We start from the raw sequence: 25,876 nt of genomic DNA, 5'->3' as shown, positions 1-25,876 counted from the left end.
GCAGTCAATTGTGTGCGGAAACTGAGAATTGGCTGTCGAGCTGGCGATGCGTGGCCGATGCGACAATGTTGGCGAGATGGTTTTAGTCGAACCATCACAGCGACGTTCAGCAGAGGTGGGCTCAATTGCGGATGGTTTCTTAGTTTTAGCAAACGCAGATATCTAGACGCGTTCAATCTCGACGATCTTTGCTAACCCCTTAGCTTCTAATCGGTTAGCATCGTCACGCACTCGGCTATGATGAGTGAATAGCAATACCTGGTTGGTTTTTGCAAACTCTGCGAGCAGATCCAGCGTAGCTGCGCTGCGCTCATCATCGAAATGCACCAAGATATCATCGGCAATGAACGGTAACGGCTCGGTCGAAGCGGCATAATGCTCGAGACTTGCCAGCCTGAACGCTAGGAACAGCTGATCACGTGTTCCATCGCTCATGTTTGCAACCGAAACCGCAGAACCCGTTTTTCGCCGACCAACCACAACAGGCTGGCCTTTGTCATCAATATCGGTGTCGATTCCCGCAAATTCCCCGCGCGTCGTGAACGCAAAAAGTTCACCTGCACGGCTAACTAGCGGATCCTGCTGCTCGTTGCGAACCTTCTCGATTGCCTTAGTAATCAGCGCGCGCGCTACAGTGAGTTCGACATAGCGTTCGATAGCGATCTGCATGGCAGCGGCCGCGCTTTCGCGCTCAGCGATGGCATGATTTACACCTGATTCCGCTGCAAATTGGTCGAGAGCATCCTGTGCAGTCTTTTGTTCAAGTATCGTAGCCTCGAGTTCGGCTTCAAACTGTTTTGATTGCTCCTGAGCAGCACTCAGGGCGCCTCGAAGCGCATCTAAATCGCGTTCTGCCCACTGATCACGCAAGGCGGTAACGGAGAGACCATCGCTCACATCCGCTATCGACCGCTCCGCTTGCACTTTCTCTTCCATAAGCTGAGACCGGGCAGCACATCGCCTCTCAATGTCACGCAAAGGAGCATCTTCAGCCGGAACACCAGCGCGCTCGGCAAGTGCTTCCAGCGCTTTCTGGGAGCTGCGATCGGCAGTCTCCAACAAAGCACAATCAGCCTTGATTTCCTCGACATCGGGTGCGAGCGCAACGCGCTGCACTCGAATTGCATCATGCTCTTGCCACCGCGCCGCGATCTGGTCGGTAGCCGCAAGAAGGTCCGTGGGCAATGCGAGCTGGAGACTTTCACCCAAAGCGTCAACTGCCGCCTGCAACGCAGCTTCATCTTCATCCATACGGGTAAGCCGCGTTTGGGATTGTGCTATCGTTCCTAGCGTCGCACGGGCGCCCGACCATTCGCTGACCAGCGTGCCTGCGTTTTGAGGGGCAAGACTGGAATCGAGCCCGAGTTTGACCAACGCCGCGCTCCATTGTTGATCCCAGATCTTTTCCGCCGCTAACATGTCTGAAAGATCCTGCTCGGCGCGGTTCGCTTTTGGCTCCAGCTCCTCGTAATCATGCAGATTGCGCCGATAGTCCGCATTCCCACTTTCATGTTTGCTGAGTGCCGCGCATAATGCGTGTACTTGGGAAGAAAATGTTTGCCCCTCCGTGGGAGTAACCTTCATTACACCTTGTGCGGTCTCGAATAGCGCGCAAACCGGTTCTAGGTCGGCTTCTTGGCGATCAACATCAACTTGGAGCGCGCGTGCAGCGGCGAGCGCGGCCAGAGCCAGTTCCCGGCGCTCGGCAAATTCGAGCAGGCCTGAAAGCTGGGGGTATTGTTCGGTTGCACTTGGAAAGGCGGAGGCGAAGGCGCTGGTTCTATTGTTGAGTCGTTGGCCAATATCTTCAATTAGCGCAGTGCAACCTTCGATCTCAATATTGCTGATTTCAAGCTGCTGACGGGCGACGGCAAGATTGGCCGCATGCTTCGCTTCTGCCGCGCGCCGATCTGCCAAATCATCGGTATCTCGGATTTGACGTTCATAGACTTCGATTCCGGTGCGCCGGACTACCGTGTCTGCGGGGATGTCGTCATCAAGATAAGCGGAACGCAAAGGCGACCAGGCATCGCTCCGTGTGTTGCGCGCATCGGCTAGCGCACTGTCTGATGCCACTGGGCCTGTTGCTTCAGCCTGTGCAATGGCATTGGTTGCCGTCTTTGCCCTTTTTTCGGCACCGATCCTTTGTTCAAGCTGGTCCGCAAGGGACTTTTCGAGTTCTGAGCACGCTACTTGTTCAGTGCGGATGGCTTCCGAGGAAGGACAATCGAAAGAAGCTAGCTCTTCGGAAGTTTGGAAACCAAGGGAAGTAATCGTGTCCTTCACCTTCGTCATTGCTTCGACCGCCTGACCTCGCGTCGTTTCAATCGTGCCTACTTGCGCGGACAAATTTGCAAATTGTACCGGGCTAAACTCTACCGGCGTTTGGTAGCCGGCAGCGATAGCTACATCGAGCCGATGCTTTGATACCTCAAGACGGTCGGTGATGTCGGCTTTGCGTTCCCGAGCGGCAACCAGAGCGGTCCCGCGCTCGATTGCTTGTGTTGCCATTTTTTGCACCTCATCCAAAACTTCTTGGCTCGGCAAACGTGTTGTTAGATCGGCATCGGCAGGCAAGTGTAACATACGGCGTAGCGTGGTAAGTCGAGCTTCGTCGCTTTCGATCTCTTTGAGCCGGTTTGGTCGGTCAGCCCTAGCTTTGCGTACATGGATAGCTTGTTCGGTGATATCGCGAACTGCCGCCTCTGCTCCAATAAACGCTTCTGAAACCTCCAGGGCATCAAACCGCAGTGAGAGCCTGTCCCGATTTATACGTCCCTTGGTTAGCGCTGATACGGTTTCTTCACGCAGCTTAAGTGCCGCATTAATCTGTTTGTCAAAGTTTGGCTCTAGCGCGCTGATATCCTCATATTCGCTCAATGCCGTGGACAACCGATCGAGCGTGAGTATATGCGGGACCGCCCGAACTAATCGCTCCAGAACAGAAATTTCGGTACTGACATTTTGCCGTTCTGCCCGTGTATCATCCAGTTTTTTGGTCGCAGCATCTGCGGCCTTTCGGCTTTTCTCATAGGCATCGCGTGTCACCATGTGGAGCTTAACCTCGCGCTCAGCGGTATCGAAAGCCTCCAGCGCTTTGTAATAAGCTCGCTCGCTTGATTTGCGCGGCGCAAAGAGTTTGTCCGCTTCTTCATCAATGGAATCTAGCCGCGCCATAAGCGACCGTAGACCTCCGCCTGCTTCAACTATCAAACGACCTATATCACCTTCTGCCGCGAGCAGGCTCGATCCGCCTGAGCGGAGCGTCTCATGGTTGAGCCCAAACAATGTCGCAAAACGCTCGCGGGTGGTAGCGCCGAGCATCGCATTTAGGATTGAGTCATCAAGGGGTGTGCCTGCCGCATCGGATAGGGTGCGAACACGGCCACGACGTCTGCGCAATGTCAATGCAGTTCCGTCAGCATCGACCAACTCAGCGCTCACTCTCATTCCATCATAACCAAATAGGCTCGCATGAGGGGTCCTTTCTGGAATGCCAAACAGGATGTCGCTTATTGCTGCTAGGCATGTGCTTTTGCCGGCTTCATTGGGGCCGTATATAATTGTGAGACCCGCATTGGTTGGAATTGGGAGGATGCGTTCGGAAAAAGCCCCGTAACGCTCAAGCGTCAATTCAGTTAGCTGCATCGCCGGCCTCCGTTTCGTTTACCAGCGAGAGCGCCAATATGCGCGCGCGCTTTGGCGCATCTTCCCGTAGCATTTCGAAAAAGGCGTCAGCATGCGCAGCAGCAGGCATTTTTGCACGAACCTCTGCAATTCGTTCCTCGATCAGCTCGTTTATGAAATCAGCGCTTTCCGCTATAATCTCGGCTGCCAGCTGGCCCGAAACCGTCGGGTCGAGCGAACTTGGCAGGGGAGGGGCCGTTGTCGCTATCACAATCTTTTCTAGCCAGATGTCTTGCGCCAGTGTCGCCAGAAGCACGGCGATGTCCTCGCGCAAAATCTGTTGTTCAATTAGAAGTTGTTGGTGTTGGTTGGTTTCGCCAACGAGCCGTAAGCGTATTGCTAGAGCACGATCACCAGCGTCAGTGCAGGCATCATCAATTGCGGCACGGATTTGATCGAGCAGCGCGCTGCGGTCTTCTGTGTCAGCAACATCTACTGTGACGACGAACCAGCGAACGACGTCGAGGTCGTGATGTTCGAGATGCGCAACCTCACCGTTGCTTACTGTCACGATTGTTGCACCTTTAGCCCCGGTTTCCCGGGGACTACGTCCCTGCAAGTTACCGGGATAAACGATATGAGGATGTTCGTTTAGCACTGAGCGTGCATGGACATGGCCCAACGCCCAATAGTCATAGCCATGATTGACTAGCTGTTCGACGCTACACGGAGCGTAAGGCGCGTGATAACTTTCGCTTCCTTGGCATGCTGTATGCAGCACACCAATATTGAAATGGCCAGCGACTGCAGGTGGATAATCCCGTGCGATATTTTCGGTCACGTCACGTTGAGGGTAGCTGCGGCCATGGACAGAGACTTTTAGCGCTTCGATGGCAATCGCCTCGGCTGCCTTACTGGCGAACAGATGAACATTAGCCGACATTGAGAGCTTGGCCGCGAAACGATTTTCTGCATCATGATTACCGAGGATCAAGAAGGCCTGTATCCCTTCCTCTTCAAGACGCCGCATCTGGTTGACGAAGAAAAGACCGGTCTCAAAATTGCGAAGGTCTCCATCAAAAATGTCACCTGCCAATACGATGAAGCTGCAGCCCTCTTCAATGGCTAGTTCTATTAGCTTTTCGAAAGCGTCACGTGAGGCGCGGTCAACGCGTTCGGCATAATCGGCTGACTTGCTCGCCAAACCGAGGAGAGGGCTATCAAGATGAAGATCGGCTGCGTGAAGAAATGTAAAGTTCATGAGGTGTTTGACTTTTCTTTGATAGGAAGGCGGACTCAGGAAATCATTCCTGTTGGCCGCCAAAATGTTTTGATCTGAATATGATACATTTGCATATTTTCGATACCCCCAAAATTTCCTTGCTAGCTGACGCTAGAATTATCACACTGACAACTTCTTTCTACTAATGAAATCAATCAGGCCATGCTGCTCAACTAGGGTTCCGTTTTGAAACAATATGTAACGTCTGAATCTCACGGTGGTTCGCCTAAATACATGATTGAAACCCAGGATTGAGCTTAGTTAACACCGAATTACCTACGGCACGCCGTGCATCTAATGCGCGTAGATCAAAATCAATAACTGCATCAAGTGTGTCGCCGTGCAACAGTCTCAATATTTGTCCGAGCATAAGAACCCCGGCGATGCCCCCAACGAAGGGCGCACCGACCGCTGTGCCTGCAAGACGCGTAAGCCCGCAGTCGTCAACGCCCTGCTCTTTGAGGCGATTATACCCTGGAGTCTTTCCTATTGAGATGTCCGGCTCAATAGCACCAGCTTTCCAGAGTGCCGACGCCTTCCGTTGTGCAGGGAAACTGTGCAGGCGAACAGACCTAAAGTCATCCGCAGTTCTGCCGATTCCGGCTTCAATCACAAGCGGGAAACCGGGCGCTTCTACCTGGCTACGGGCTAAGGCGTTATCGACGCCACAGACGAGAATTGACGGATCGTCGGCACGCCTGCAAAATCCATCATCAAATGGCCGCTCGACTAAGCTCGTCATGAACCCGAGCGATTCAAAAAGCGTTGCTACTGTGCGGGTTTTGCGTCCAGTACTACCGTCAATCGTCAAGATTGATGTGCTCGATGTTGAACCCGTCACTATATCGGTATCTTGAAGTACCAGTTTTACGGCTGACCTATCTTGATAAGGACACATCGCCAATACCCATAGAAATGCTTGCCCTAGATGTCCCAGACCGAGCACCCATAGATGATTTGGCAACTGCGAAAGCGTTGGCCCGTCATTCATAGAGGAGAACCAGTCTGCGTCTCCGTCAGGTCGCCAAACCGAAAGCCCTTGAGGACGTAAGCCCGCACCGGCTTCACCGCGCAATATTGTGAAGACTTCGGCTGCCGCAAATGCGCCCGAAAGCACAGCTGCCGGTGCTGTCACATCACATTCGCTAAGACGTTGATGCCCTAGCGGCACGACACCGCCGCGCCAGCCTTCGAAAGTGAGCTGACAACCTCGCTCTGGGGGCGTCGACAGGATACTGCCGATGATCACAACCGGTGCTTCAGATGCTTTTGATCCAACATTGCCGCCCAGTGCGATGACTGCTGATTTCAAATCTTTTCCAAGCCATGGTGCGAGTAGTGGTACATCGCCGAGCCCGGATACAGTCACACCGCCTAATGCGAAGCGCGAAGCAATATTTACAAAAGTGAGCAGTGCAATTTGGTGAGCCACACTCTGGACAATTTCTGGGCCTACTGCGACATGTGCGGAATAGCTCATCAACCGCGCCATTGCAGCATCTGGATCGACCGCTTCGCCGATGTCGAGATCAAGTTTGGCTAGGCGGTTGAAGCCATCGACGAACTGATTGAAGTCAGCATGCTGCATAGATAAATCCTTTCACAATTTTAGCCCTCGCAAACCGGCACGAGGAGACGGTAAAGAAATCCATTTGCGTGCGCCAAGATGACGATAGATGCCAATACCGCGCAGATTCAAAACAGAAGAAGCGAAATTGGGAACGATGAGCGCTGTGTGACCTCTAATTGCAATCATGGGATGGTTCTGATCCGAAAGGCTCTGACCGGAGCTGCCAGGATGAGTGTGAACATCGGCAATAACCTCCAAGCCAGTTGCTGAACAGCGGTCCCAAACTCGATTAAGAGCGGCGCCCGCTAGATGAACATGTCCTTGGGCAAGGGCGTAGGGGTCGATGTCGTCATAAAAGACAAAATCCGTGACCCAGCCACAGGTGACTGTGCGGGACCCGAGCAGAAAAGCACCACTTTCTCTGATGCCCGCACCGCGAAGACGCAGTTGTCGCATAAGCCGCCACCACTTATACCATGAGATTCGTAAACGATTATCCGGTGATGCCATGATAGCCTCGCGCGTTTAAAAGCCTGTGAACTTCACCAATATACTGCACGAGACCCCGGTCAGGTTGCCACATAAGATGGGGATATTGAGCCGGCCAATCATGATGCCCATTAAGGGATACCCGATCGAGCGGCATATATAATGCTAGTCCGTTTTGCCAACCGCGGTTGAAAACGCTAACGAACACGGCATCACCGGTCGGCCACTGGTTGAGGGCAGGCACTGTTTCAGTTTCAGGATCCCAGAGACCGCCTGTTGGCGGCGCGGCTGGATAGCCTGCAAAGTTTAGCCTCAGATAGAAGATTCGACCATCACGGGCTGTTATACCGAACAGCGCAAAAGGCCAATCGAGTGAGACGATTGACCACCGATTGCGCGCGACGCCTTCCAGAAAAGACGCCGCGCCAATATCGCGTTCCCAAATAGCTTGGTCAGGAGTCATCGATTAGCCGTTGATGCGGTCTGAGGGAACAAGGTCGAAGATAACTGAGCATGTTGGTGGATTGGCAAGCGAGCCAACATGTGTCGCCTCGTCCGGACGGTCAGAACTGTCTGCGATCTGCAGTGATAATTCGACCGCGTCGGCAGGGTCGATATTGAGTTTCTTTTCGGCGCGCCGTTTGACCTTTTTTAGTGTCACGCTCGGTGCGAAGCGATTCTCGTAAGTCTTGCCAGCGTAGCGGACAATCAAGTCGATCCGCTTGCAGCAGCTATGGTGAAGGAAAATGCTGCCTGGTTTGAACTGATGATCATGAGTGACAGGATCGTCCTTGTCTTCGGCAAAGAGTTCGCCGGGGCCAAACTCTGTGTCCAGTTCTTGCTTGAGTTTCTTGAGGTCGAGCTTATTGACTTTGCGGTGGACGACGTCGAGGCAACCACCCCGCTTGATAAAAATGTCGATTGACATGGATAATACTCCGATTGTGGCCCATGCGGGAATGCCGGGTTCACTAGAGTCATCCCTTTCAGAGACGGAATTCGTCTGAATAAAAAATTAGATCGGCTCGATGGCTCCGACCGATGGGCAGGAAACAAAGTGGGGGCAACGTCCGCATATACGCATGCTGGGATTTGGTGGCAGCGTACCGCTGTTGATCGCTGACAAAATCTGACCTGCTTCCTCAAGATCGTCTGCTACCTTTTCCTCACTCCTCTTAAAGCCGACTACGCCACCATCAGTCATATGTGCGGTCGTGGCGTCTGCTTGGCGGCCAAAGGCATGCCTAGCGGCGGAAAGAAGAATACCAGCTGATTGATCATTGCCGGTTTTGGAGCGCACAGGACCTGCGTCGAAGAAGCGGATTTCAGTACCTTTCGGTGTTGAACGCACTAACGGCGCGCCGACAGTCAATGTCCCACCGTTTATGGGTAATTCAATATGTGCAAAACCCGGCGACTCAAACCCGCTGGCTAGCTGTGCAAGAGTCGAAACCCTTCCGCTGGCGTGGGCAAAGTAATCGGCTGCTAGTCCGCTTCCAACAGGTCCACGTGTTTCCCAAACCTCTTCCAATACAGCCTGCATATTTGAGTTAACATTCGGGCCGGCAACTTCGGTAATCCTATCCACCAAAGTATAGAGAACGCCAGATGTTTGAAGGTACGGAGACTCGTGGCGCCGTCCATGAATCCCGAAATATCTCCGGTATGCGATGCGCAAGGCGCAGCTTGCATAGTCCCGAATATCAAATATGTTGATTTGGACGGTTTTTACAGGCTTGTGCTGGACAATAGGACTGTTGGAAGGGGCGGTGGCAACAGCGAGCTCGCGGCGACTAAGGTTACCGAGGCGCGCCAGAAAGGGAGACGGCTTTCGAGATCGGACGTTTGCTATTTCGTTATGATAGAGGCGAAGATGATCTTCCGCTCGCGAAATGGCGACGAAAAACAGGCATTCTTCCTCCTCGAGGTGCATCTCCCGTGTTTCTGGCTCCACCAATCCTGGCGGCAGGGGACTGTCATCGCGTCGAAATCGTCCGGGTAAGCACTGATCATGCAGGCCGACCACATGGACTGCAGAAAACTCTAAGCCTTTGGCACCGTGAATCGTCATCATTCGAACAGCGGCCGCGTCAGCCCCAAGAGCCGCGTCTCTAAGGTCACGATCGTCAGCCAATAGCACAGCACTGCGCACACGTTTGATCGCGCGTGCTGGCGTCAACAGCCGTCCATCAAGCTCGCGTTGATCGAGAAAGCCAAGAAGGGCTTGTAGCGCAGCGCGTGCGAGTGAGCCCTCCGGACCCGGCTCACTCGCAATATCCCGCAAATAATCCGACCGATCAAGTAGCCAACTTGCCGCCACTTCGAACGCAGACATATGAGATTCTAATCCCTTCAGTTGCATTCCCAGTCGTTCCAACGCTTGGCCACCTGCGGAGGTCATCCCCGGCAAGGTTGATGCTCGTTCAAGCAAGGCGTTGAGCGGGATGCGGTCTTTATGAGCCGCGCTGACGATTGTCCCGATATCTTGTGGCCCAACCCTGATTTCTCGGAGCGCCGCGACGCGGACCAGAGCGCCGCCGTTCGCTTCCGCAAGTAGGGCGAGGATGGACAAAAGATCGCGCACTTCGTCGCGCTCAAAAAAGCTGCCGAGATGTGTTGTTGCTATCTCCTGTCGGGCGAGTGCCGCTGCCATAATGTCCAACCTGCCATTTGTGGGTGCAAGGACCGCTTGGGCAGCCAGTGGTACGCCAGCTTCCACAAGACGCTTGATCTCTGCTGCGAGAAGTTCGCCTTCGCAGTCATCATTTCGTCCAACTAGCAGCTTCGTGGTGCTTCCTCCCTCAGATCGCTGTGCGGCTGCCTTATATGCAAGACCATTCTTGCCCGCTCGCATGTCAGCAGCGAAGCGGCGGCTCAAACTGACGATATGATCAGTCGAACGGTAATTATGACCGAGAGGGAGGCGCTGACCGCCAGCGAAATCGGCTTCGAACCCTGCCATATTTGCTGATGATGCGCCCCTCCAGCGATACAGGGATTGTCGGGCATCGCCTACAACCCAAAGCCTTGACCCTGCGCGATAAAGCTCAATCAAAAGACGTGCACTTGCTCTATTTACGTCTTGATACTCATCCACCAGCACGTGAGAATGGCGCTGGGCCACCTGTTCGCGAACCGCGTCGTTACGGCCGATCAGGAGTGCAGGCAGCATCACGAGGTCACCAAAATCGACTGCTCCAGCTTCACGAAGAGTCTCGGTGTAGACCCTATATACCGTTGCCGCTTCGCAGGAACGCTCTGCGGCAATGATTTCCTTCTCGCCGGTGGCCACTTCGAGAGCAGCGCTTGCGCGGCGACCAAAGTCTTCATGATCTACGAGTTCGTCTTTGGCGCGCGAGATCGCTGAAAGTATCTTCACTAAACCCTGATCCGGGTTGCGTAGATCGTGATAATGTTTCAGTCCCATCAGCGGTAACCGATCTTCAAGCAGTTCTATCGCCTGTGCCTTATCAATTAACTGGACATTGTTGGGAAGGCCAAGCTTATCATAATAACGACGAATTAGATCGAGCCCGAAGGCGTGAAAGGTTCCCGTCCACATTTCTGCGGCAGCATTTGGGTGAGCTTTAGCAATGCGGTCGGCAAGATCGCCTGCAGCCTTATTTGAAAATGTTAGAGCAAGTATATCTCTCGCAGTCACAGTCGGCTGCGCCAAAAGGTGTTCAATTCGCATCACAAGAGTGCGGGTTTTACCAGAACCCGGGCCGGCCTCGAGCAGCAGAGCCGATCCTTCAAAGGTGGCGGCCGCCCATTGGCTCTCATCTCGCTTCTGCTGCGGCGCGACCATATCGACCGACTGTTCCGCGATGTCTGGGCCGAGGAGGCTGTCCAACAGCTGGCTTCGCACCAAAGGGTAAGGAAGTTTGAGGGTCTGAGCAATATCGGCCGCGCTCTTGCACTCTACGAGAAATAGCTGCCGGGCCAGCGAGCGCGGTAACAGAAATTCACGGGCGAATACATTGGCTTGCAGTTCCCGCCGTTCCCGCGGCCCATAGGCTTCGACCCTCGAAAGCGCGCGTGACGCGCCGGCGTCTGGGTCTGATCCAGAGCAGAGTTCTTGTGGTTGGTGCAGTTCCAGATGACCGAGCTCGTGTGCCGCATAAGCTGCAGCTTGATCGGACGACACGTCGTTGCGCACGTAGATCGACAACCAGTCTCTAAGGAGTTTGGCATCACTCGTACCAAGAACTGGATCGCCGGGCTGGACCAATTTAATGACAAAACCTAGTCCCGCCGCGGCTGCAGCAACAGCTTCATATCCTTGGGCGCGCTCAGCGCTATGTCCTTCGCGGAGTTTACGTGCGGCAATTCGGGCAAGGTCGAAAGCGGCCATTTTCTATGCTTCCAGCCACCTCCGTTTGAACGCGTCAGGGACATCTGAGCGAGCCAGAGCTGTGGCGAAGTCCTCTACTCCGCCGTCCTGCGGCTTGCCAACATTTCGGTTTTCAACAAAGGCAACGTTTTCTCCGGCCTGTCCTGCAAAATAGTCCTCGAGTACTTGTTTGGGTACACCGAGCAGATCGGCCAAGTCGCGCGCGCAGCGTGCTCCCAATCCGCTAAGACGGCGCTGCGCCAACCGGATCAGAAAGTCGCGATCTCTGAGGACAGGTTCGATTGCTAACCATGTAGCCGCTTTGGGTAATTTGGAAGATGGGTCAGGTCTAGACGCTCGCGAGCGGTTCAGCGCACCAAGATAGAAGCTTTGCAGACTCAACACAGCTGTCTGCGCATCAGAATCAAGGACTTCCGGATTTGGGCTGATACTCGATGCCGCAGTTTCGACAATTGAGCGGGCAACTAGGTGATCGAACAGCTCGTCCAATTCGGTTGAACTCAGTTGGTCGACAGCTGCTGAGTCCCAGATACCGTAGGAAATGAAATCTTCTGCAAGCTTATTAGGGTTTGATAAGGTTGGATTCATGACGCTTTCTCCACAAGCGCTGCTTTGAGCATGCGCGTAAAATCTGTTTTGAGATTTGCAAGTGTACTACGCGGTTTACCTGTGAGGCGAACCAGATCATTGGGCGCTTCAGGTGCATCTATCGGGAGGTCGCCCAACATCAACAGAAGGAAAAGTCGGCGGTGCTCTTCTGTTTTAAGCTTTTTGTCCGCAAATGCTACAAGCGTAGCGCGTATTTGAAGAGCAGCCGCTGCCTCACCATCATCACTGAACTCATGATCATCAGTAAGTTCAGCTGATCGCTTGCGGGGGAGTGTCATAAATTCCGTGTGTCGTGGGGCATAATGGGTAAAAAGGAGTCCCACTATGTCACGACGCAAAGAGCCGACGATCCCGGCAGGTTTACTGGATCAACTTTTAGCAGGCACCGATGCAGCTTCTGCGCTGGATCAGGGAGGATTGCTGGATTCGCTGAAGAAGGCGCTCGCCGAACGGGCGCTGAATGCCGAGATGGATTATCATCTGGGCGGCGACGAACAGGCTGGTAACAGCCGCAACGGCTATGGCCGCAAGCGTGTCATCACCGATAGCAGCAAGATCGAGATCGAGGTGCCGCGCGATCGCGCTGGTAGCTTTAATCCGCAGTTGATCGCTAAATACCAGCGCCGGTTTCCCGGTTTTGATGATAAAATTATCTCCATGTATGCGCGCGGGATGAGCACGCGGGAGATAACCGGGCATTTGCGTGAGCTATACGGCATCGACGTATCGCCTGACCTGATCTCGACCGTCACCGACGGTGTTTTGGAGGAAGTTACCGCCTGGCAGCAGCGCCCGCTTGATCCGGCCTATCCGCTGGTATTTTTTGACGCCATTCGCGTTAAGATCCGCGATGAAGGCATGGTCCGCAGCAAAGCTATCCATATCGCTCTTGGCGTCCGCGCCGATGGCCGCAAAGAGGTTCTCGGCCTGTGGATCGAACAAAATGAAGGTGCCAAATTCTGGCTGCGGGTCATGAATGAGCTTAAAAACCGCGGCACCGAGGACATCATGCTGGCCGTTGTTGACGGTCTCAAGGGATTTCCTGATGCGATAACAGCGGTGTTCCCTGAAGCTGTCGTCCAGACATGCATCGTCCATCTGCTACGTAACAGCATGGATTTTGTGGCATGGAAAGATCGCAAGCCGCTGGCGGCAGCCCTCAAGGCCATTTACCGCGCTGTTGATGCCAAGGCTGCCGAGGACGCGCTGACTGCTTTTGAAGCCAGCGAATGGGGTCTGCGTTATGCCGCCATCGCCCAGAGCTGGCGGCGGGCATGGAATGAAGTTATTCCATTCTTCGCCTTTCCCGAGGCGGTACGCAAAATCATCTACACGACGAATGCTATCGAAGCCCTGAACTCAAAGCTCAGACGGGCAGTCAGGGCCAGAGGGCACTTCCCCAATGACGAGGCGGCAACGAAATTGCTCTATCTGGTCTTGAACAGATCAGAAAAAGAGTGGAGAATGCCACCACGTGAGTGGACCATGGCAAAGGCCCAGTTCGCAGTTATCTTCGGCGAACGCTTCATCAAAGCCATGGCGGCATAATGTCTAACAGCCCCACGACACACGGAATTTATGACACTCCCGCTTGCGGTGACGGCCAATTAAACGTGCATAGGCATCGCTGGCGCGGCGTCGCAACTCCCGGTGAAATGTCACCTCCCACCAATCAATACCGTCATTCTCGGCCAGTTCGGTAAGAAACGTTTGCATGGTTTCCTGGATCACGTCCTCTCTATCTCCAACATCAAACCCCGCTGAAACCCTCCTGACATAATCATAAGCATTCGTGATCAGTATTGCTACGAGACGATCACTGAGCTCCAGCTTACCGTCAGTTCTAAATCGACGAATAATTCGAACCAGCGCAGCTGGGGGAATGAAGCCACTCTTATTTTGATCCTTGATCTGCGCAGCGGCAATAAGCTGTTCGGAGGATATACCTTCTATCCAGTCGAGAGCACGGACTACAAAGGGTGGATGATATAACTCAACTGCTTCCGTATTTTCTTCGTCCACTCTTTTAATCCTACCCTGATTGATCGTTCATTATCCTAATCATTTTGTGACCCGAAAAACCTCTGAATTTTTTTTACTGCATTTGGTCACGGTTATAGGCCATAGCGGAGATTTTCTGGATTTGAGATATATTAGACCAATTCCAGAATTTCCCGGTCCCCAGAAAGAGCCTGAACGAAATCAACGCGTGTGCCGTTCCAATGATATCGAAAATGCTCCGCCTGAACTGGTGGGGTTACAGCGTCGGGAAAGAAAATTGCGATGCACTGTCCGCCATCGTGACGCAAACTAGGGTAAACAAGACCATCGCGCTCCAACAACTTCTGTTCTTTAGCAAATGTTTGAGAGATTGGATAAGTAGCAATATCCGGGTTGAGCAGATGCTCATTACCCGGATCGCGGAGGTCTACAAGATCAGTATCGACGGTTCCTACAAGCTGGCGGACTTTTGAAATCCAACCAGGTTCCATCACCGCATCTCTATAAAATCGCTCCACATGAAACGTGTGTTCGCGCAAAGCCGTTTCGAGACAGTCGCCAGCATAATATACTCCAAAAGTTCCGTCGCTGAACCGTGAAGTCCGGTCAGGTGATATATGTGTAAATGCGGCCATGACCCAGGACGCACCATCGCCAGCCAATCTGCGATCAACCGGCACTAGAGACAGATCACCAATTTCCTCATAGATACGTGGATTGGTTCGCGATTGTGCACTCGCCAATGTTTCCCAATCTCGTGGGTCAGCAATATCGTCGAACAAATCGATGGGAGGGAATTGAGACATCACCAAGCAGTGTGTCTTCGGCCATGAGATATGCGCGATTGCGGCGTCTACCATCCGCCGCGAACAGAATCCAAATAGCGTCTGATGCGGACAACATCTTCCATACCGCCGAGCCGCAGAACATCTAGCGCAGACTGGTCGCCGAAAGCCTTATTCGGGTTGTTAATCCAGCTATAGCCGTGCTGAGGGTCGGAAAATATAACCCGTAGAGCTTTATGAATACCAAGAAGGTTTGACATCCGGTCAGCCATATCCCGGTTTACCCTGCCATAGTCGCCATCTCTCCAGCGCCGTAAGGTCTTTTTTGATATGCCGCCCAGAATGATCGCGGCGTCAGCATCTTTGACGGCCCACTTCGAAAATAGATTAATGATGGCACGCTGCATGGCTTCAATTTCGGCCGGGCCATAATCGCCGCCCATAGGTGCGGGTTTTTTTGACGTTCCAGAGGGAATAATGTTAAGCATGCCGCGTCCTTTTGACCTCTTTTACCAAAAAATGGACATTTGTCCACACCCTTTAATATTAGAGCGTACGCAAACGAGATAGAGCAATCTGCAGTAAAGCATAGTTTGACGCCCCTTCGAAGTATTTGCTTTCCACCGAATTGGCGCGATGATAGACGCGGTCCTAACGGAGGCAGTATGATGTATGACTATCACCGGGCAATGACCGATGCCGTTGTGGAGGCACCAGATGTCCCGCGCGAACGACTGGTCTGGATCATGAATGATACGCACCGCGCCAGATATCGGGATTTTCTGGAAAATGAGATCGGCGTTGAGCCTGACGATGACGAATCTTTCGGCATACCGATCGAGACGGGCGAACCATCAGATGGAGAGCCATTCGAACTTGTTGCGAGGCTGGCACATTGACCGGGTCATTTAACGTCGCGATTTGCACCTAAAGGGCAGGTGATAGCAAAGATTATGTTAAGTTTTATTGGATTTTGGTATATCGAGCGAGAATAACCCTAATCCCACGAAAGTTGGTTTTTCGGTAATCTTCCAGAAGGATCGTAAACTTCAACTTTATGTGGCAATTTCGGTCCCCAGTTCCACAAGATCAAATTTGAACTATCCTTTTTTGCATCAGGTGCAAAGCTTGGAACAAGCATGCCGTCATAACCGGCTGCTGCCATATCATTCGCGATCTTTTGTGACGGCGCGGTTTTTCCAGCAAGCTGGATAGTTAGCCAAGCGCAATCCAGATCTGCAAAATCTACAGACAGCGCTTTTTGGTCTTTGGTGGTTCTAAGGTCCGCGATATTTTCGCATTCAACATCATATTCACACAAAGTGATGGGCGATAATCGTCCAGAAAATCCCTGGGAACATTCAATCAGTGCGGTTACAGAATCGAGGGCCAAATAAAGCGCCGGCTGACCTTTCCTATTAAATCGGCCGCCACGCATAGCAGCGCCGTCTCCCGATATTGGCTTGAAAGACCAAAATGGATCATGGGCACGGTAACACCGTCCTACAAAATTCAAGCAAAACCACCCAGAGCGAGATGATCGAGATATTCCCGAACCGCATTTGCCTGGCCGGATTTAACCAAAGCCTCGGCGGTTCTTCCATCTAAGGCTGGAATGGGCTCTGCGCGATACCATGCCATAGCCTGTGCTTCGCTACCTGCCCAATCGCGCACACGTGCCAAAATTTCTAGCATTTCTGTCATTCGGGATTGCGCTTTCGGGCTATCGCGCCTTTCCACCTTTGTTACCGTAGTTTTACCCAGACCGGCAGTTTCGGCTAACTGAACTTTAGACATTTTGAAAGTGCGGCTGACCTGCTCAATATCAACTTTGCCACCATTAGTGACAAAACTAGCCATAAACTTGCCGCTGCTTTGGGAGCGCGTCGCCCAACCACCTGTTTTACCAGTTTTTTTCCGTGCGTCTTTATGTGTATGAGCCATGCGGCGTCCTTATTTGTGTCGATACTTATGGTTCTTATATAGCCATATTTATGGACATGTGCAAGATATTCTACTATTTATAAAGCCGCAATTCCTCAATCAAATTCCATTAGAATTTTAATTAAAGCTCGCCAATATTGACGTCCTCCCTGTTTTTTCCTCCAGTTTGAATGGGAGTTTTCCGGTATTGTAACCCTGATTATGAAGGAGTGTGCCGTGAAGAAGAGTCGATATACTGAGGAACAGATTGCCTACGCGATGAAGCAGGCGGAGACGGGAACGCCGGTGGCGGAGGTAATCCGTCGGATGGGGATTTCGGAGCAGACGTTTTACCGCTGGAAGAAGCTTTATGGCGGGCTGGGTGTTGGAGAGTTGCGGTGGCTCAAACGATTGGTTGCTGATCTCAGCCTGGACAAGCACATTTTGCAGGATGTTCTGTCAAAAAAAGTCTGAGGCCTGATCGGCAGCGCGAGATCGCCCGGTACGTCCAGTCGAGTCATGTGGTCAGTGAGCGCCGGAGCTGCGCCATACTGACCTTCGACCGGCGGAGCATAAGATACCGGTCAGTCAGAGCTGATCAGACGCCTCTACTCATGCGCATCCGGGACATCGCGCAGACCCGGATGCGATACGGCTATTTCAGGATTTATATCTTATTGCGACGGGAGGGCTGGGTCGTAAACCATAAGCGGGTTTACCGGCTATACCGTGAGGATGGCTTGAGTCTGCGGCTCAAGAGGCCCCCCAGGCACATCAGCGCAGTCCAGCGGGAGCGCCAGCCTGCGGCAACGGCTGCCAATGATATTTGGGCGATGGACTTCGTGTACGACGCGCTATTCGACGGTCGTCGACTTCGGGCGTTGACCCTCGTCGATGCTTTTACCCGAGAAGCGCTCGCAATTGATGTTGCCCAGGGTATCAAGGGAGAGCAAGTTGTAGAGGCGATGACACGGATCGCGACGATCCGAGGAACCCCTCGCGCTATTAGAGTGGACAATGGCCCGGAGTTCATCTCGAAAGTGCTGGATCGCTGGGCCTATGAGAATAAAGTGAAACTGGACTTCTCGCGCCCTGGCAAGCCCACCGACAATGCCTGAATACACATTGGTTCTTGTCATTGGACGGTGCAAGGAGCAAGATCGAAGCGTGGCGACGGGACTATAATGAGTGTCGTCCTCACACCTCGCTTGGCTGGATGACACCAGCTGAATTTGCTTCATCGGTCGGGGTTAACCCCCGACCGATGAAGGCGGGAGGCTAACATTGAACCTGGACACAAAACCGGGGGACCGTCACCTTATTTACTCTATTTTCTTTTACATCCCATCGCATAGTTTCTTAAAATCCAGTAATCTCACTCTCTCCCGCCGCAATGAGCAAAGGAAGTTGATCGTTCATTTGCCTTTGTAGAACGGCTGATTTTTTTCTACTATCCTCAGATAAATCTTGGATTAGCTTAAAGACCATAGCTGAAACGATCCCAAGTCCAGCAAAAACAAGTGTCATAGGTCCTATTTCGACGATGGTTGCCCCGCTAATCCGCTTTCACAGGAAATCAGCTACAGAATCTGAAGGAACCGCCAGCAATTGATTGAACTCAAGCCAGAATATTAGAGTAACCAGCGGGTGTAAAATAACTATGCCCACGAGCGCACCAATCAGGAGGTGAACTAATCCTGGAATTCGCTGTTGCAGTTTCTTTATCATTTTTGGACCGTCTCCGTGTCTTGCTAATCCCCGACTATATGCCGACAGAAAGGTTACCTACGGAAGCGGATCAATAGGAATTCAATAACCTGACCCAAAATCCAGCCAACGGCAAGGCCGCCAATCAGCCCGTAAGTCTGTGACGTCATGGTTGGTAAGGTAAAAACAGGTAAGCCGCCAGAACAACCCCGCCAAGCTCGGCGCAGATACGGGCTATATAGGGGTCTGGAAGCTCCATTTCGTTTATCAAAATTCATTTTGATCAGATATACTGTAATCCTGGATGTATTTTAAACGGACATTGTACCAATACCCCGCTGCTATGACTGCAATTACCAAAACTTGAGCGATAAGAGACTGAACCGCAGGGAAAATTCCCAACATGGCAATTTGCGGAAAATCAGAAAGCGGGGTCACGCTCATCAGGCCAGCCTCCTGCAACGCCGCAATCCCCTTGCCGGTGAGAATCACAGTAAGAACGATCATCAACGCTGAGCTGTAAGCGAAGAACTTACCTATCGGTAACTTCTGGCTGTATCGTAACATGGCCCAGGCAATGACCGAGAGCAAAAGTATCGCGACTCCCGAACCAGCTAAAATGGTCATACCATTGTCAGCAGTCCAGAGCGCGGCAAAAAACAATATGGTCTCAAAGACTTCCCGGTAAACGACAATGAATGCCAGCCCAAAGAGAAACCATGCAGATCCCCGCGACAATGCTTTGCTCATTGTCTCACGAATATAGCGTTGCCACTCATCGGCGCGCGACTTGCCGTGCATCCACAAACCTACAAATAGCAAGATGACCGCTGCAAATAGCGAACCAAAGCCCTCGGTTAGTTCACGGCTCGCGCCGCTGATACCTATGAGATAGGTGGCAGCGAACCATGTAATACCGCCCGCTAGAAGCGCCGTAATCCAACCTCCATGCACATATGGCATGACTTCGGGTCGCTCGGCCTTGCGCAGAAACGCAATCATAGCCACCACAATCAGTAGCGCCTCCAGCCCTTCGCGAAGCAATATTGTAAAGGCTCCGACGAAAGCAGATGCTTGGCTAGCCTGATCGGCGTCCAGAGCGGTCTCCGCCTCCGAGAACAGCCCATCAAGAGCGCCGATCCGGCTCTCCACCTCTGCTACAGGAAGGTCATCACCGATAGCAGCGCGGACGCGGGCCATCGCGCGCTCAATTGCTTTTAGCAAAGAGGGGTCGCGAGAGGCCAGTGCAGGTTCAAGAGGCTCAAAACCGTCTAGATAGGCCGATAGTGCGAACGCTTCTGCTTCGTCTTTTCTGCCTGCCTGATAGGCAGCAAGACTTTCCTTCAGTTTGGTCCGCGATAACGCCAACGAACCGCTGGAGGCAGTCCCAACGGCTTCCGGGTGGTTCCGCAGGAATGCCATCACAGCGTCTGCTCTTTCTGGTCCGATCTGCTTTCCAAGATTGGCTGAAGTCATGCTTACCAGAGCTGCGAGATCGGGAAAAAGAGCGCGAATTGACGCATCGTTTTTCCAAAGCCCTTGCCCCTTGGATGCCTCTTTGAATGCAAAGCTGCCCGCATATGCAGCCATATCCCAACGGTCCTGGGCAGGCAAATCGGCAAAACTCTGCATTGCCGTCCCGTCAAGTCCCTGACCAATAACCTGATAAAGTGCGAACAGGCTGCGTTCTCTTGCTCTCTCAACATCAGTAAAAGCTATTGGAGCGGGGTTGAGCTGTCCTGCATCCGGCCCTTGTCCATTACCGGACGTGCCGTGGCAACTGGCACAATTTTGAGCGTATAGCTGTTTGCCGTTTTGCATATTCGGTGCAGCTTTGGGGGCAAGCGGAACAGGATAGCTGCGGAGCAAATCCGTTGCCAGCGAGCGTGCCTGCCGCGCCACCGCATCCGGAGAAGCTTTGCTGTCAATGGCTGTATTGAGCTCGTTACCTTTTGCAATCAGGTCGGCTCGGTTTGGATTTTGCGCCAGCTTTGCGAAACCGTCAACGACAGTTCCCGAAAACTCCTCCATTTCGGAATACTCTGCTTCGTTTATCACTTTGCCTTTATCGACTGCGCCGGGATAATCGACCGCAATATAATCCAGCAATCGCCACAGCGTTTCAACTTCAGCCTTCTTCGTCTGCGCGGCGATCGGTGAGCAAATGGTGACCAAAGCCAGAACGGATAAAAGGATAGAATATATTCTGGCACATTGGCGCATGATTTAATGGGGCTTCCAGACTATTAGCAACCGCATCTCGACGAGCACGATTCGCTCGATTTTGGTGAGAGATTCAAAAGGAGCGGGTCTTCCGCATACTCAAGCGTTAACGTTTGTCACCCAGATTGAGTGCACCTTCGAATTTTGGAACGGGCCGCGCCGCAGCTTCTGCATCTGTCGTTGCCTTGCCATTTTGATCAATATCCTTGATCAACCATTCCATTTCTTTGATCTCCTTGCGCTGCGCCTTGATAATGCCATCGGCCAACTCGCGCACCCGCTTGTCCTCGATATTGGCACGCTCACTCGTCAATATGGCAATACTATGATGGGGGATCATCGCTTTTTGCCACGCCTGATCGGAAATCGTATCCTGCGACCTAACGAGAAATAACGAACCGGTAAAAATTAGAGCTGCGCCGCCTAGGATCAGGAAATTCCTGCGCTTATCCTGATACATTCCAAGCATGAAGATCAGCATTATGATTGCCATTGCTGCGCCCATATAAAGAGCCATCCACGTGCGTGTCTCGCTGAAATAGACATGCTCAAGCGCGTATGTGTTGAGATACATCAGTCCAAACATCGCCAGAGTTGATGTCAAAATCATAGCGATAAGGCGCGTATAGCTGCTCATTTTAGCTTCTCCTTGCTTGTGTCGGAAATTCGAAGTCAAATCTATTATGCTTTCGAACCATGCGGGTTCTGGGCCTACACCTTCGCCGAAGCCAAGCTATTTCTTAGGCGTGCGGGAAGATGAATGATATTGCGCAATTTTCCAGCTTTCGTCTCGTTTTACGAGAACCGCAGTGGTAACGCCTAGCCTCTCGATGGTCCGGCCATCCTTCAGCACTATCGTATATGTATAGGTTTCCGAGGCAATTGCCGTTTCACCTATCACAGATATATCGATCGTCTCATTACTGAATGTAAAGCTCTCAAACTCTTTGAGTTCAGGGCCGAGATGATGGGCAAGATAATTTCCGAAGCTGCCCTCCGCTTTTCCATTTTCAAACACCAGCGCATCTTGAGTGAAGAGGCGCGGCATATTTGTATCATCGAGACTTTCTATAGCGCTCCTATAGGCTTCAAGGGTGTTTTCAGGTGTCTCCATGATAGATGCAGCCTCTGCATCTTTATCGTGCGCCACAGCCTGGTAAGAAACCGTAGAAAGCGCGAGAATCAACGCTAAACCAATATATTTCATAGTTTTTCCCTCTTTATATTAAAACCAGAATCTCATCCCGATAACATAATTGGTGACGCTGGGATCTTCTCCCGCCGCCCGCGCGTATCTGGCGCTTTGTCCAACTTTCCATTCCTGTTCGACGCCGATATAGGGCGCAAACTCGCGGGCAAATTCATATCGCAATCGTATTCCCATTTCGGCAGTGTCGAGCCCCGCACCGATACCGAGTTCGGGAACATCCTGCGCTGCAAGATTGAGTTCTGCGCGTGGTTGCAAAATCAGACGCTGTGTGATCCGCTGTTCGTACTCTGCCTCGATGCGCGCGGTCAAATCGCCCCGGTCAGACAAAAATGCTGCCCCATCGATCTCGAACAGGTAAGGAGCAAGACCTTGTATGCCAATAACTGCATAGGTTCGGTCACGCGGTGCAAAATCCTGCCTGACGCCCGCTTGCAGATCGAAAAATGGCGCAATGGCGTGACTCCATAGCGCCTGCACCTCTGCACTTTCGATCTTTTCACCGAAATTGCCTTCGCCCTCGCTCTTGAACCAGAATTTGTCGATATCGCCGCCATAATAGCCCTGACCGTCCCACAAATAGCCGTTCTTTCCGTCCCGCACGCGGTATTCAGCGCGGTCAGCCATCACCCAAAGCGTTGTCATGCCGCCGTTTTCTTTCGCCAGTTGCTCTCTAGAAGCCCGCATTATATCGACGCCCCAAATTGCTTCGGCGGCGCGGGCAGGTCCGCTCCCTGCTTCGGGTGGTGGCGGTTCGTCGGCCATCGGCATTGCCATATCCATGCCTTCCGTATCTCCGCCGGACATATCCATTGAACTGTGATCCATCTCGTCAGGAGGAGATGTCCCATCATCCATAGACATTCCGTCCATGCCGCTATGATCCATTGCTTCCATTTGGTCGGCAGGCGTAGCCATATTGCCATGGTCCATGCCGGAATGGTCCATAGTCTCGCCAATATTCTCTGGGGGGGCATCCTTGATTGATACTGGACCCATTTGCATGGAAGTTGGAGCCGTAGGTTTTGGAGGTGCTTTTACGGGTGATTTTTTTATTGGTGGCGCGGTCTTTTTTGCAGAAATCGGCGCTGGCTTGGCTTGCGGCTTTGGTTTTGCCGCAGGTTTCGCTGGTATCGGCATTTTCATGTTTGGATCCATGGTCTGCGCGAAGGCTGGCTGGCTAAATCCCAGCAACAGAAGAACCATCATCCGCTTCATGACTGCGCTCCTAACGGCGATGCCACGGTAACGATCTGGAACATTCCGGAATGCATATGATAGAGCAAATGGCAGTGAAATGCCCAGTCTCCTACCTCGTCAGCGGTGAGGTCAAAGGTTGCACTGCTTCCTGGTTGAACGATCACGGTATGTTTCAATGGCTGGTTGTCCTGTCCGTTGACCAATTCGAAGAAATGGCCATGCAAGTGGATTGGGTGCGCCATCATCGTGTCGTTGACCAATTTGACACGAACGCGCTCATTATAGGCAAAGCGGATTGGATCGTCGGAGACGGCAGAAAATTTCTTACCGTCAAACGACCACATATAGCGCTCCATGTTGCCCGTGAGATGAATTTCCATCTTGCGCGATGCTGTGCGCTTTTCTTTGCCGGGCGTCAGCGCCGCTAGCTGCTGGTAGTTGAGAACCCGGTGTTCGACATTATCCAGGCCAAGCCCGGGATATCCCATGCGGTCAGGCGCGGCCATTGATACCATGTCGAGCCCTGGACCGACCTTTACATCGGGCGGCAGCATCGAGGTATCGCGCATCTTCATGCCGCTCATGTCCATGCCGGCCATATTATCACCGCCGTTCACATCCATGCTGGGCATGTCCATCTTGGCCATGTCTTCGGCGCTCATTTTGCTGTGATCCATTTGCGAGTGGTCCGTCGCACCGTCTGGCGAACCATGATCCATACCTGCCATCCCCATGTCAGCCATCGTCAGGATTGGCGGATCGCGCAGTGCCGGAACCTCGGCGCGCATTCCTGCGCGGGGAGCAAGCGTAGCAACGCCCATTCCCGAGCGGTCCATAGATTCTGCTACAAAAGTGAATGCCTTGTCGGCAGTGGGCTGCACAACAACGTCATAGGTTTCCGCAACGCCGATCTGCAATTCATCTGTTTCCACCGGCACTACATTCTGCCCATCAGCCTGAACGACTGTCATCGGCAGGCCTGGAATCCGCAGGTTAAAGAACGTCATCGCGCTGCCGTTGATAATCCGCAGCCGCACCCGTTCGCCGGGATTATACAGCAGTTCCAGATTATCGGCGGGACCATGTCCATTGATGAGATAAGTGTAGGTGGAAGCGGTAACATCAAGAATGTCGGTCGCCATCATCCGCATCTTGCTCCACATCCGGCGTTCCTTGCCGGACAGCGGATAGTCATCGGTTGCGGTTCCCTGCTGATAATTGAAATAGCCGCCGCCCTGTTGTTTCAGTTTTTTCATGATGACATGCGGGTGCATCGGCGTAAATTCGCTAAGAAGGACGATATATTCGCGGTCAAATGCTACCGGGTCTGCACCAGCCGGATCGACAATGATCGGGCCATAATGCCCTGCCTGTTCCTGCAGCCCGGAATGGCTGTGCCACCAATAGGTGCCGCTCTGCCGAACCTTGAACGGCGCAGTAAATGTCTCGCCGGGTTTGATGCCGGGGAAGCTGACCCCCGGCACGCCATCGAACTGGAAGGGCAGAAGGATGCCGTGCCAATGAATCGAGCTGTCTTCATCAAGATTATTGGTTACGTTGAGCCGTACATCCTGCCCTTCTCGTAATCTTACCAGCGGCCCCGGTACAGTGCCATTTACCGCGATGGCACCGCCGCTGCGTCCGCCGGTGGAAAACTGGCCGCGTCCGATAGCGAGATCAATGCTGGAGCCGGAAACTTCATCAATGCCCTTACGCACCGAACCTGACATCGCGCCGCGCGCCCATGCAGGCATGGCAGAAGAAAATCCGACAGCGCCGCCAGCAATCAAAGCGGACGATAAGAAGCGTCGGCGGGGAATAGAAAGCATGTATAATCCTTAATATAAAAGCGATATCTCCCTACTATACGACGAGACTGCCTTCACCCCTCAAAGTTTTTATAAACTTCGCGTAATTTGGTTCTCGCGCGGTAAATCCGCATTTCGACGGCCTTTTCTGATATTCCGAGAATGTGGGCTGCTTGGGCCTGGCTGTTATCGCCAAAGGCCACCAGTACAAAAGGCTCGCGCAATTTCGCTGGCAGGCGTGTGATCTCTCGTTGCATGACTTCTAGCGCTTGTCGTGCGTGCAAATTGGCAATTGGGTCTGGTGCAGTGTCGGCTATCGTCAATTCTATATCATCGCTGCCATCAAACTCGAAAAACTGCCTGATCCGGCGTTTGCGGAGAATGTCGCGGCATTTGTTGACGATGATGCGCGTGAGCCATGGATTGATCGGCCGCGACTGATCGAAACTGGCCAGCTTGAACCAGGCAGCTGCCAGTGCCTCCTGGACAGCGTCCTCTGCATCGGAGCTGTTGCCCATCAACCTGAGCGCGACGTTGTGGAGCCGGGGGGCCTGCTGGATCATAACAGTATTGAAGGCTGCTTTGCTGCCTTTTGCAGCCTCTGCGATGAGCACAATATCCGGAACTTGCGGGTCAGGGTGTGATTTCTGCACTCAAGACCCGGCGGTGAGCGAAGTTGATACCCGCTTGTCAAAGGCCTTTTGTTGACCGGGTTTCAACAGCATTCGCATCGCGAATAGATGCTCAACAGTAGCCTTTTGCAAAAGACCCATTTGCTTATGCACAGCCTCAATCGCCGCTGCAACTTTAGGGCCATATTGATGTTCTTCTTCGATGGCGGCTGCAAGGTCGGCATTTGAAGATCTGAGTGCCAGCTCCAAAGTTTGTCTTCTGATCGCAAAATCATTTTCGAGAATTTCTAACTGCGCTTGCTGTGCGCTATCGAGATCAAGCTCCTCGTGAACAAAGCTGTGCATGCCAGAATTTTGACCGCCGCTCTGGCTCCAATGTTTCGCGCCTAATGAGCCTATCCAGCCTGCACCGAGCGCCAGCAGGATAAGCAGGATGATTTGTACGGGTCCGATTTTCAT

The 25,876-nt window shown here is 52.7% G+C and carries 25 protein-coding genes and 1 pseudogene; 3 read left to right on the top strand and 23 right to left on the bottom strand.

Annotation, left to right across the window (positions count from 1 at the left end):
• Positions 1 to 162 precede the first annotated feature (162 nt).
• The 9 genes from CHN51_RS19320 to CHN51_RS19290 all read right to left on the bottom strand — a co-directional run bounded on the left by CHN51_RS19320 (position 163) and on the right by CHN51_RS19290 (position 12,209).
• Positions 163 to 3,648, bottom strand: a complete 3,486-nt coding sequence (locus CHN51_RS19320; protein WP_100095878.1) for a YhaN family protein — start codon at positions 3,646 to 3,648, stop codon at positions 163 to 165.
• Positions 3,635 to 4,888, bottom strand: a complete 1,254-nt coding sequence (locus tag CHN51_RS19315) for a DNA repair exonuclease (protein ID WP_100095915.1) — start codon at positions 4,886 to 4,888, stop codon at positions 3,635 to 3,637. Before CHN51_RS19315 ends, CHN51_RS19320 begins: the two co-directional genes overlap by 14 nt.
• A 247-nt stretch (positions 4,889 to 5,135) precedes the next feature.
• The gene (locus CHN51_RS19310; protein ID WP_100095877.1) at positions 5,136 to 6,497 is read right to left on the bottom strand and encodes a thiamine biosynthesis protein ThiF; all 1,362 of its coding nucleotides are present in this window, start codon (positions 6,495 to 6,497) and stop codon (positions 5,136 to 5,138) included.
• 12 nt (positions 6,498 to 6,509) lie between these two features.
• Entirely contained in the window at positions 6,510 to 6,989 is a 480-nt protein-coding gene (locus tag CHN51_RS19660; protein ID WP_123906380.1) for a hypothetical protein, read from the bottom strand.
• Positions 6,973 to 7,431 carry a hypothetical protein gene (locus CHN51_RS19655; RefSeq protein WP_123906379.1) on the bottom strand — a complete coding sequence of 153 codons (459 nt, stop codon included), beginning with the start codon at positions 7,429 to 7,431 and terminating at the stop codon, positions 6,973 to 6,975. The genes CHN51_RS19660 and CHN51_RS19655 overlap by 17 nt, the downstream gene beginning before the upstream one ends.
• A 3-nt stretch (positions 7,432 to 7,434) precedes the next feature.
• Positions 7,435 to 7,896, bottom strand: coding sequence for a hypothetical protein (locus CHN51_RS19305; protein ID WP_100095876.1), 462 nt, complete (start codon positions 7,894 to 7,896; stop codon positions 7,435 to 7,437).
• An 87-nt stretch (positions 7,897 to 7,983) separates the two neighbouring features.
• Positions 7,984 to 11,322 (bottom strand): UvrD-helicase domain-containing protein, encoded by a 3,339-nt coding sequence (locus CHN51_RS19300; RefSeq protein WP_100095875.1) that lies wholly within the window; start codon positions 11,320 to 11,322, stop codon positions 7,984 to 7,986.
• A gap of 3 nt (positions 11,323 to 11,325) precedes the next feature.
• Complete coding sequence (locus tag CHN51_RS19295) at positions 11,326 to 11,910, bottom strand: hypothetical protein (protein WP_100095874.1); 585 nt, start codon at positions 11,908 to 11,910, stop codon at positions 11,326 to 11,328.
• Entirely contained in the window at positions 11,907 to 12,209 is a 303-nt protein-coding gene (locus tag CHN51_RS19290) for a hypothetical protein (protein WP_100095873.1), read from the bottom strand. Before CHN51_RS19290 ends, CHN51_RS19295 begins: the two co-directional genes overlap by 4 nt.
• Before the next feature lie 46 nt (positions 12,210 to 12,255).
• Between CHN51_RS19290 and CHN51_RS19285 the strand changes: the two genes are divergently transcribed.
• Entirely contained in the window at positions 12,256 to 13,479 is a 1,224-nt protein-coding gene (locus CHN51_RS19285) for an IS256 family transposase (protein ID WP_100093971.1), read from the top strand.
• Positions 13,480 to 13,482: 3 nt separating this feature from the next.
• Here the strand turns inward: CHN51_RS19285 and CHN51_RS19280 are convergent, their stop codons facing one another.
• From CHN51_RS19280 to CHN51_RS19270, 3 genes are all read right to left on the bottom strand, one after another.
• Entirely contained in the window at positions 13,483 to 13,953 is a 471-nt protein-coding gene (locus tag CHN51_RS19280) for a hypothetical protein (RefSeq protein ID WP_100095872.1), read from the bottom strand.
• A 131-nt stretch (positions 13,954 to 14,084) separates the two neighbouring features.
• Complete coding sequence (locus CHN51_RS19275; RefSeq protein ID WP_100095871.1) at positions 14,085 to 14,792, bottom strand: RES family NAD+ phosphorylase; 708 nt, start codon at positions 14,790 to 14,792, stop codon at positions 14,085 to 14,087.
• The gene (locus tag CHN51_RS19270; RefSeq protein WP_240616983.1) at positions 14,786 to 15,205 is read right to left on the bottom strand and encodes an antitoxin Xre/MbcA/ParS toxin-binding domain-containing protein; all 420 of its coding nucleotides are present in this window, start codon (positions 15,203 to 15,205) and stop codon (positions 14,786 to 14,788) included. Before CHN51_RS19270 ends, CHN51_RS19275 begins: the two co-directional genes overlap by 7 nt.
• 177 nt (positions 15,206 to 15,382) lie before the next feature.
• Here CHN51_RS19270 and CHN51_RS19265 point away from each other — a divergent pair, with 177 nt between their 5' ends.
• Positions 15,383 to 15,616, top strand: coding sequence for a hypothetical protein (locus CHN51_RS19265; protein ID WP_123906378.1), 234 nt, complete (start codon positions 15,383 to 15,385; stop codon positions 15,614 to 15,616).
• Positions 15,617 to 15,714: 98 nt separating this feature from the next.
• Here CHN51_RS19265 and CHN51_RS19260 read toward each other — a convergent pair whose 3' ends face one another.
• The gene (locus CHN51_RS19260; protein ID WP_066743810.1) at positions 15,715 to 16,233 is read right to left on the bottom strand and encodes an RES domain-containing protein; all 519 of its coding nucleotides are present in this window, start codon (positions 16,231 to 16,233) and stop codon (positions 15,715 to 15,717) included.
• The gene (locus CHN51_RS19255; RefSeq protein WP_206170253.1) at positions 16,230 to 16,577 is read right to left on the bottom strand and encodes an MbcA/ParS/Xre antitoxin family protein; all 348 of its coding nucleotides are present in this window, start codon (positions 16,575 to 16,577) and stop codon (positions 16,230 to 16,232) included. The genes CHN51_RS19260 and CHN51_RS19255 overlap by 4 nt, the downstream gene beginning before the upstream one ends.
• Before the next feature lie 300 nt (positions 16,578 to 16,877).
• Between CHN51_RS19255 and CHN51_RS19250 the strand changes: the two are divergent.
• Positions 16,878 to 17,922: pseudogene (locus CHN51_RS19250) on the top strand (IS3 family transposase).
• 77 nt (positions 17,923 to 17,999) lie between these two features.
• Here the strand turns inward: CHN51_RS19250 and CHN51_RS19905 are convergent.
• The 9 genes from CHN51_RS19905 to CHN51_RS19215 all read right to left on the bottom strand — a co-directional run bounded on the left by CHN51_RS19905 (position 18,000) and on the right by CHN51_RS19215 (position 25,876).
• Positions 18,000 to 18,167 carry a hypothetical protein gene (locus CHN51_RS19905; protein WP_164089315.1) on the bottom strand — a complete coding sequence of 56 codons (168 nt, stop codon included), beginning with the start codon at positions 18,165 to 18,167 and terminating at the stop codon, positions 18,000 to 18,002.
• Between the two features lie 39 nt (positions 18,168 to 18,206).
• Positions 18,207 to 18,368, bottom strand: a complete 162-nt coding sequence (locus tag CHN51_RS19900; RefSeq protein ID WP_164089314.1) for a hypothetical protein — start codon at positions 18,366 to 18,368, stop codon at positions 18,207 to 18,209.
• Between the two features lie 246 nt (positions 18,369 to 18,614).
• On the bottom strand, positions 18,615 to 20,570 hold the full coding sequence (locus CHN51_RS19245; RefSeq protein ID WP_100095868.1) for a cytochrome c/FTR1 family iron permease: 1,956 nt from the start codon (positions 20,568 to 20,570) through the stop codon (positions 18,615 to 18,617).
• 106 nt (positions 20,571 to 20,676) lie between these two features.
• Entirely contained in the window at positions 20,677 to 21,207 is a 531-nt protein-coding gene (locus tag CHN51_RS19240; protein ID WP_100095867.1) for a DUF305 domain-containing protein, read from the bottom strand.
• A gap of 96 nt (positions 21,208 to 21,303) precedes the next feature.
• Positions 21,304 to 21,777 (bottom strand): nuclear transport factor 2 family protein, encoded by a 474-nt coding sequence (locus CHN51_RS19235; RefSeq protein ID WP_100095866.1) that lies wholly within the window; start codon positions 21,775 to 21,777, stop codon positions 21,304 to 21,306.
• Between the two features lie 18 nt (positions 21,778 to 21,795).
• Positions 21,796 to 22,995 (bottom strand): copper resistance protein B, encoded by a 1,200-nt coding sequence (locus tag CHN51_RS19230; RefSeq protein ID WP_100095865.1) that lies wholly within the window; start codon positions 22,993 to 22,995, stop codon positions 21,796 to 21,798.
• Positions 22,992 to 24,806 (bottom strand): copper resistance system multicopper oxidase, encoded by a 1,815-nt coding sequence (locus tag CHN51_RS19225; protein ID WP_100095864.1) that lies wholly within the window; start codon positions 24,804 to 24,806, stop codon positions 22,992 to 22,994. The genes CHN51_RS19230 and CHN51_RS19225 overlap by 4 nt, the downstream gene beginning before the upstream one ends.
• Before the next feature lie 53 nt (positions 24,807 to 24,859).
• Positions 24,860 to 25,348, bottom strand: coding sequence for an RNA polymerase sigma factor (locus CHN51_RS19220; RefSeq protein WP_100095913.1), 489 nt, complete (start codon positions 25,346 to 25,348; stop codon positions 24,860 to 24,862).
• Positions 25,349 to 25,438: 90 nt separating this feature from the next.
• On the bottom strand, positions 25,439 to 25,876 hold the full coding sequence (locus CHN51_RS19215) for a periplasmic heavy metal sensor (protein WP_100095863.1): 438 nt from the start codon (positions 25,874 to 25,876) through the stop codon (positions 25,439 to 25,441).

It is taken from the genome of Sphingorhabdus sp. YGSMI21, assembly GCF_002776575.1.
Taxonomy (GTDB): Bacteria; Pseudomonadota; Alphaproteobacteria; order Sphingomonadales; family Sphingomonadaceae; genus Parasphingorhabdus.
The sequence above is the reverse complement of the archived record's forward strand: the minus strand, read 5'-3'. Positions and strand labels throughout refer to the sequence as shown.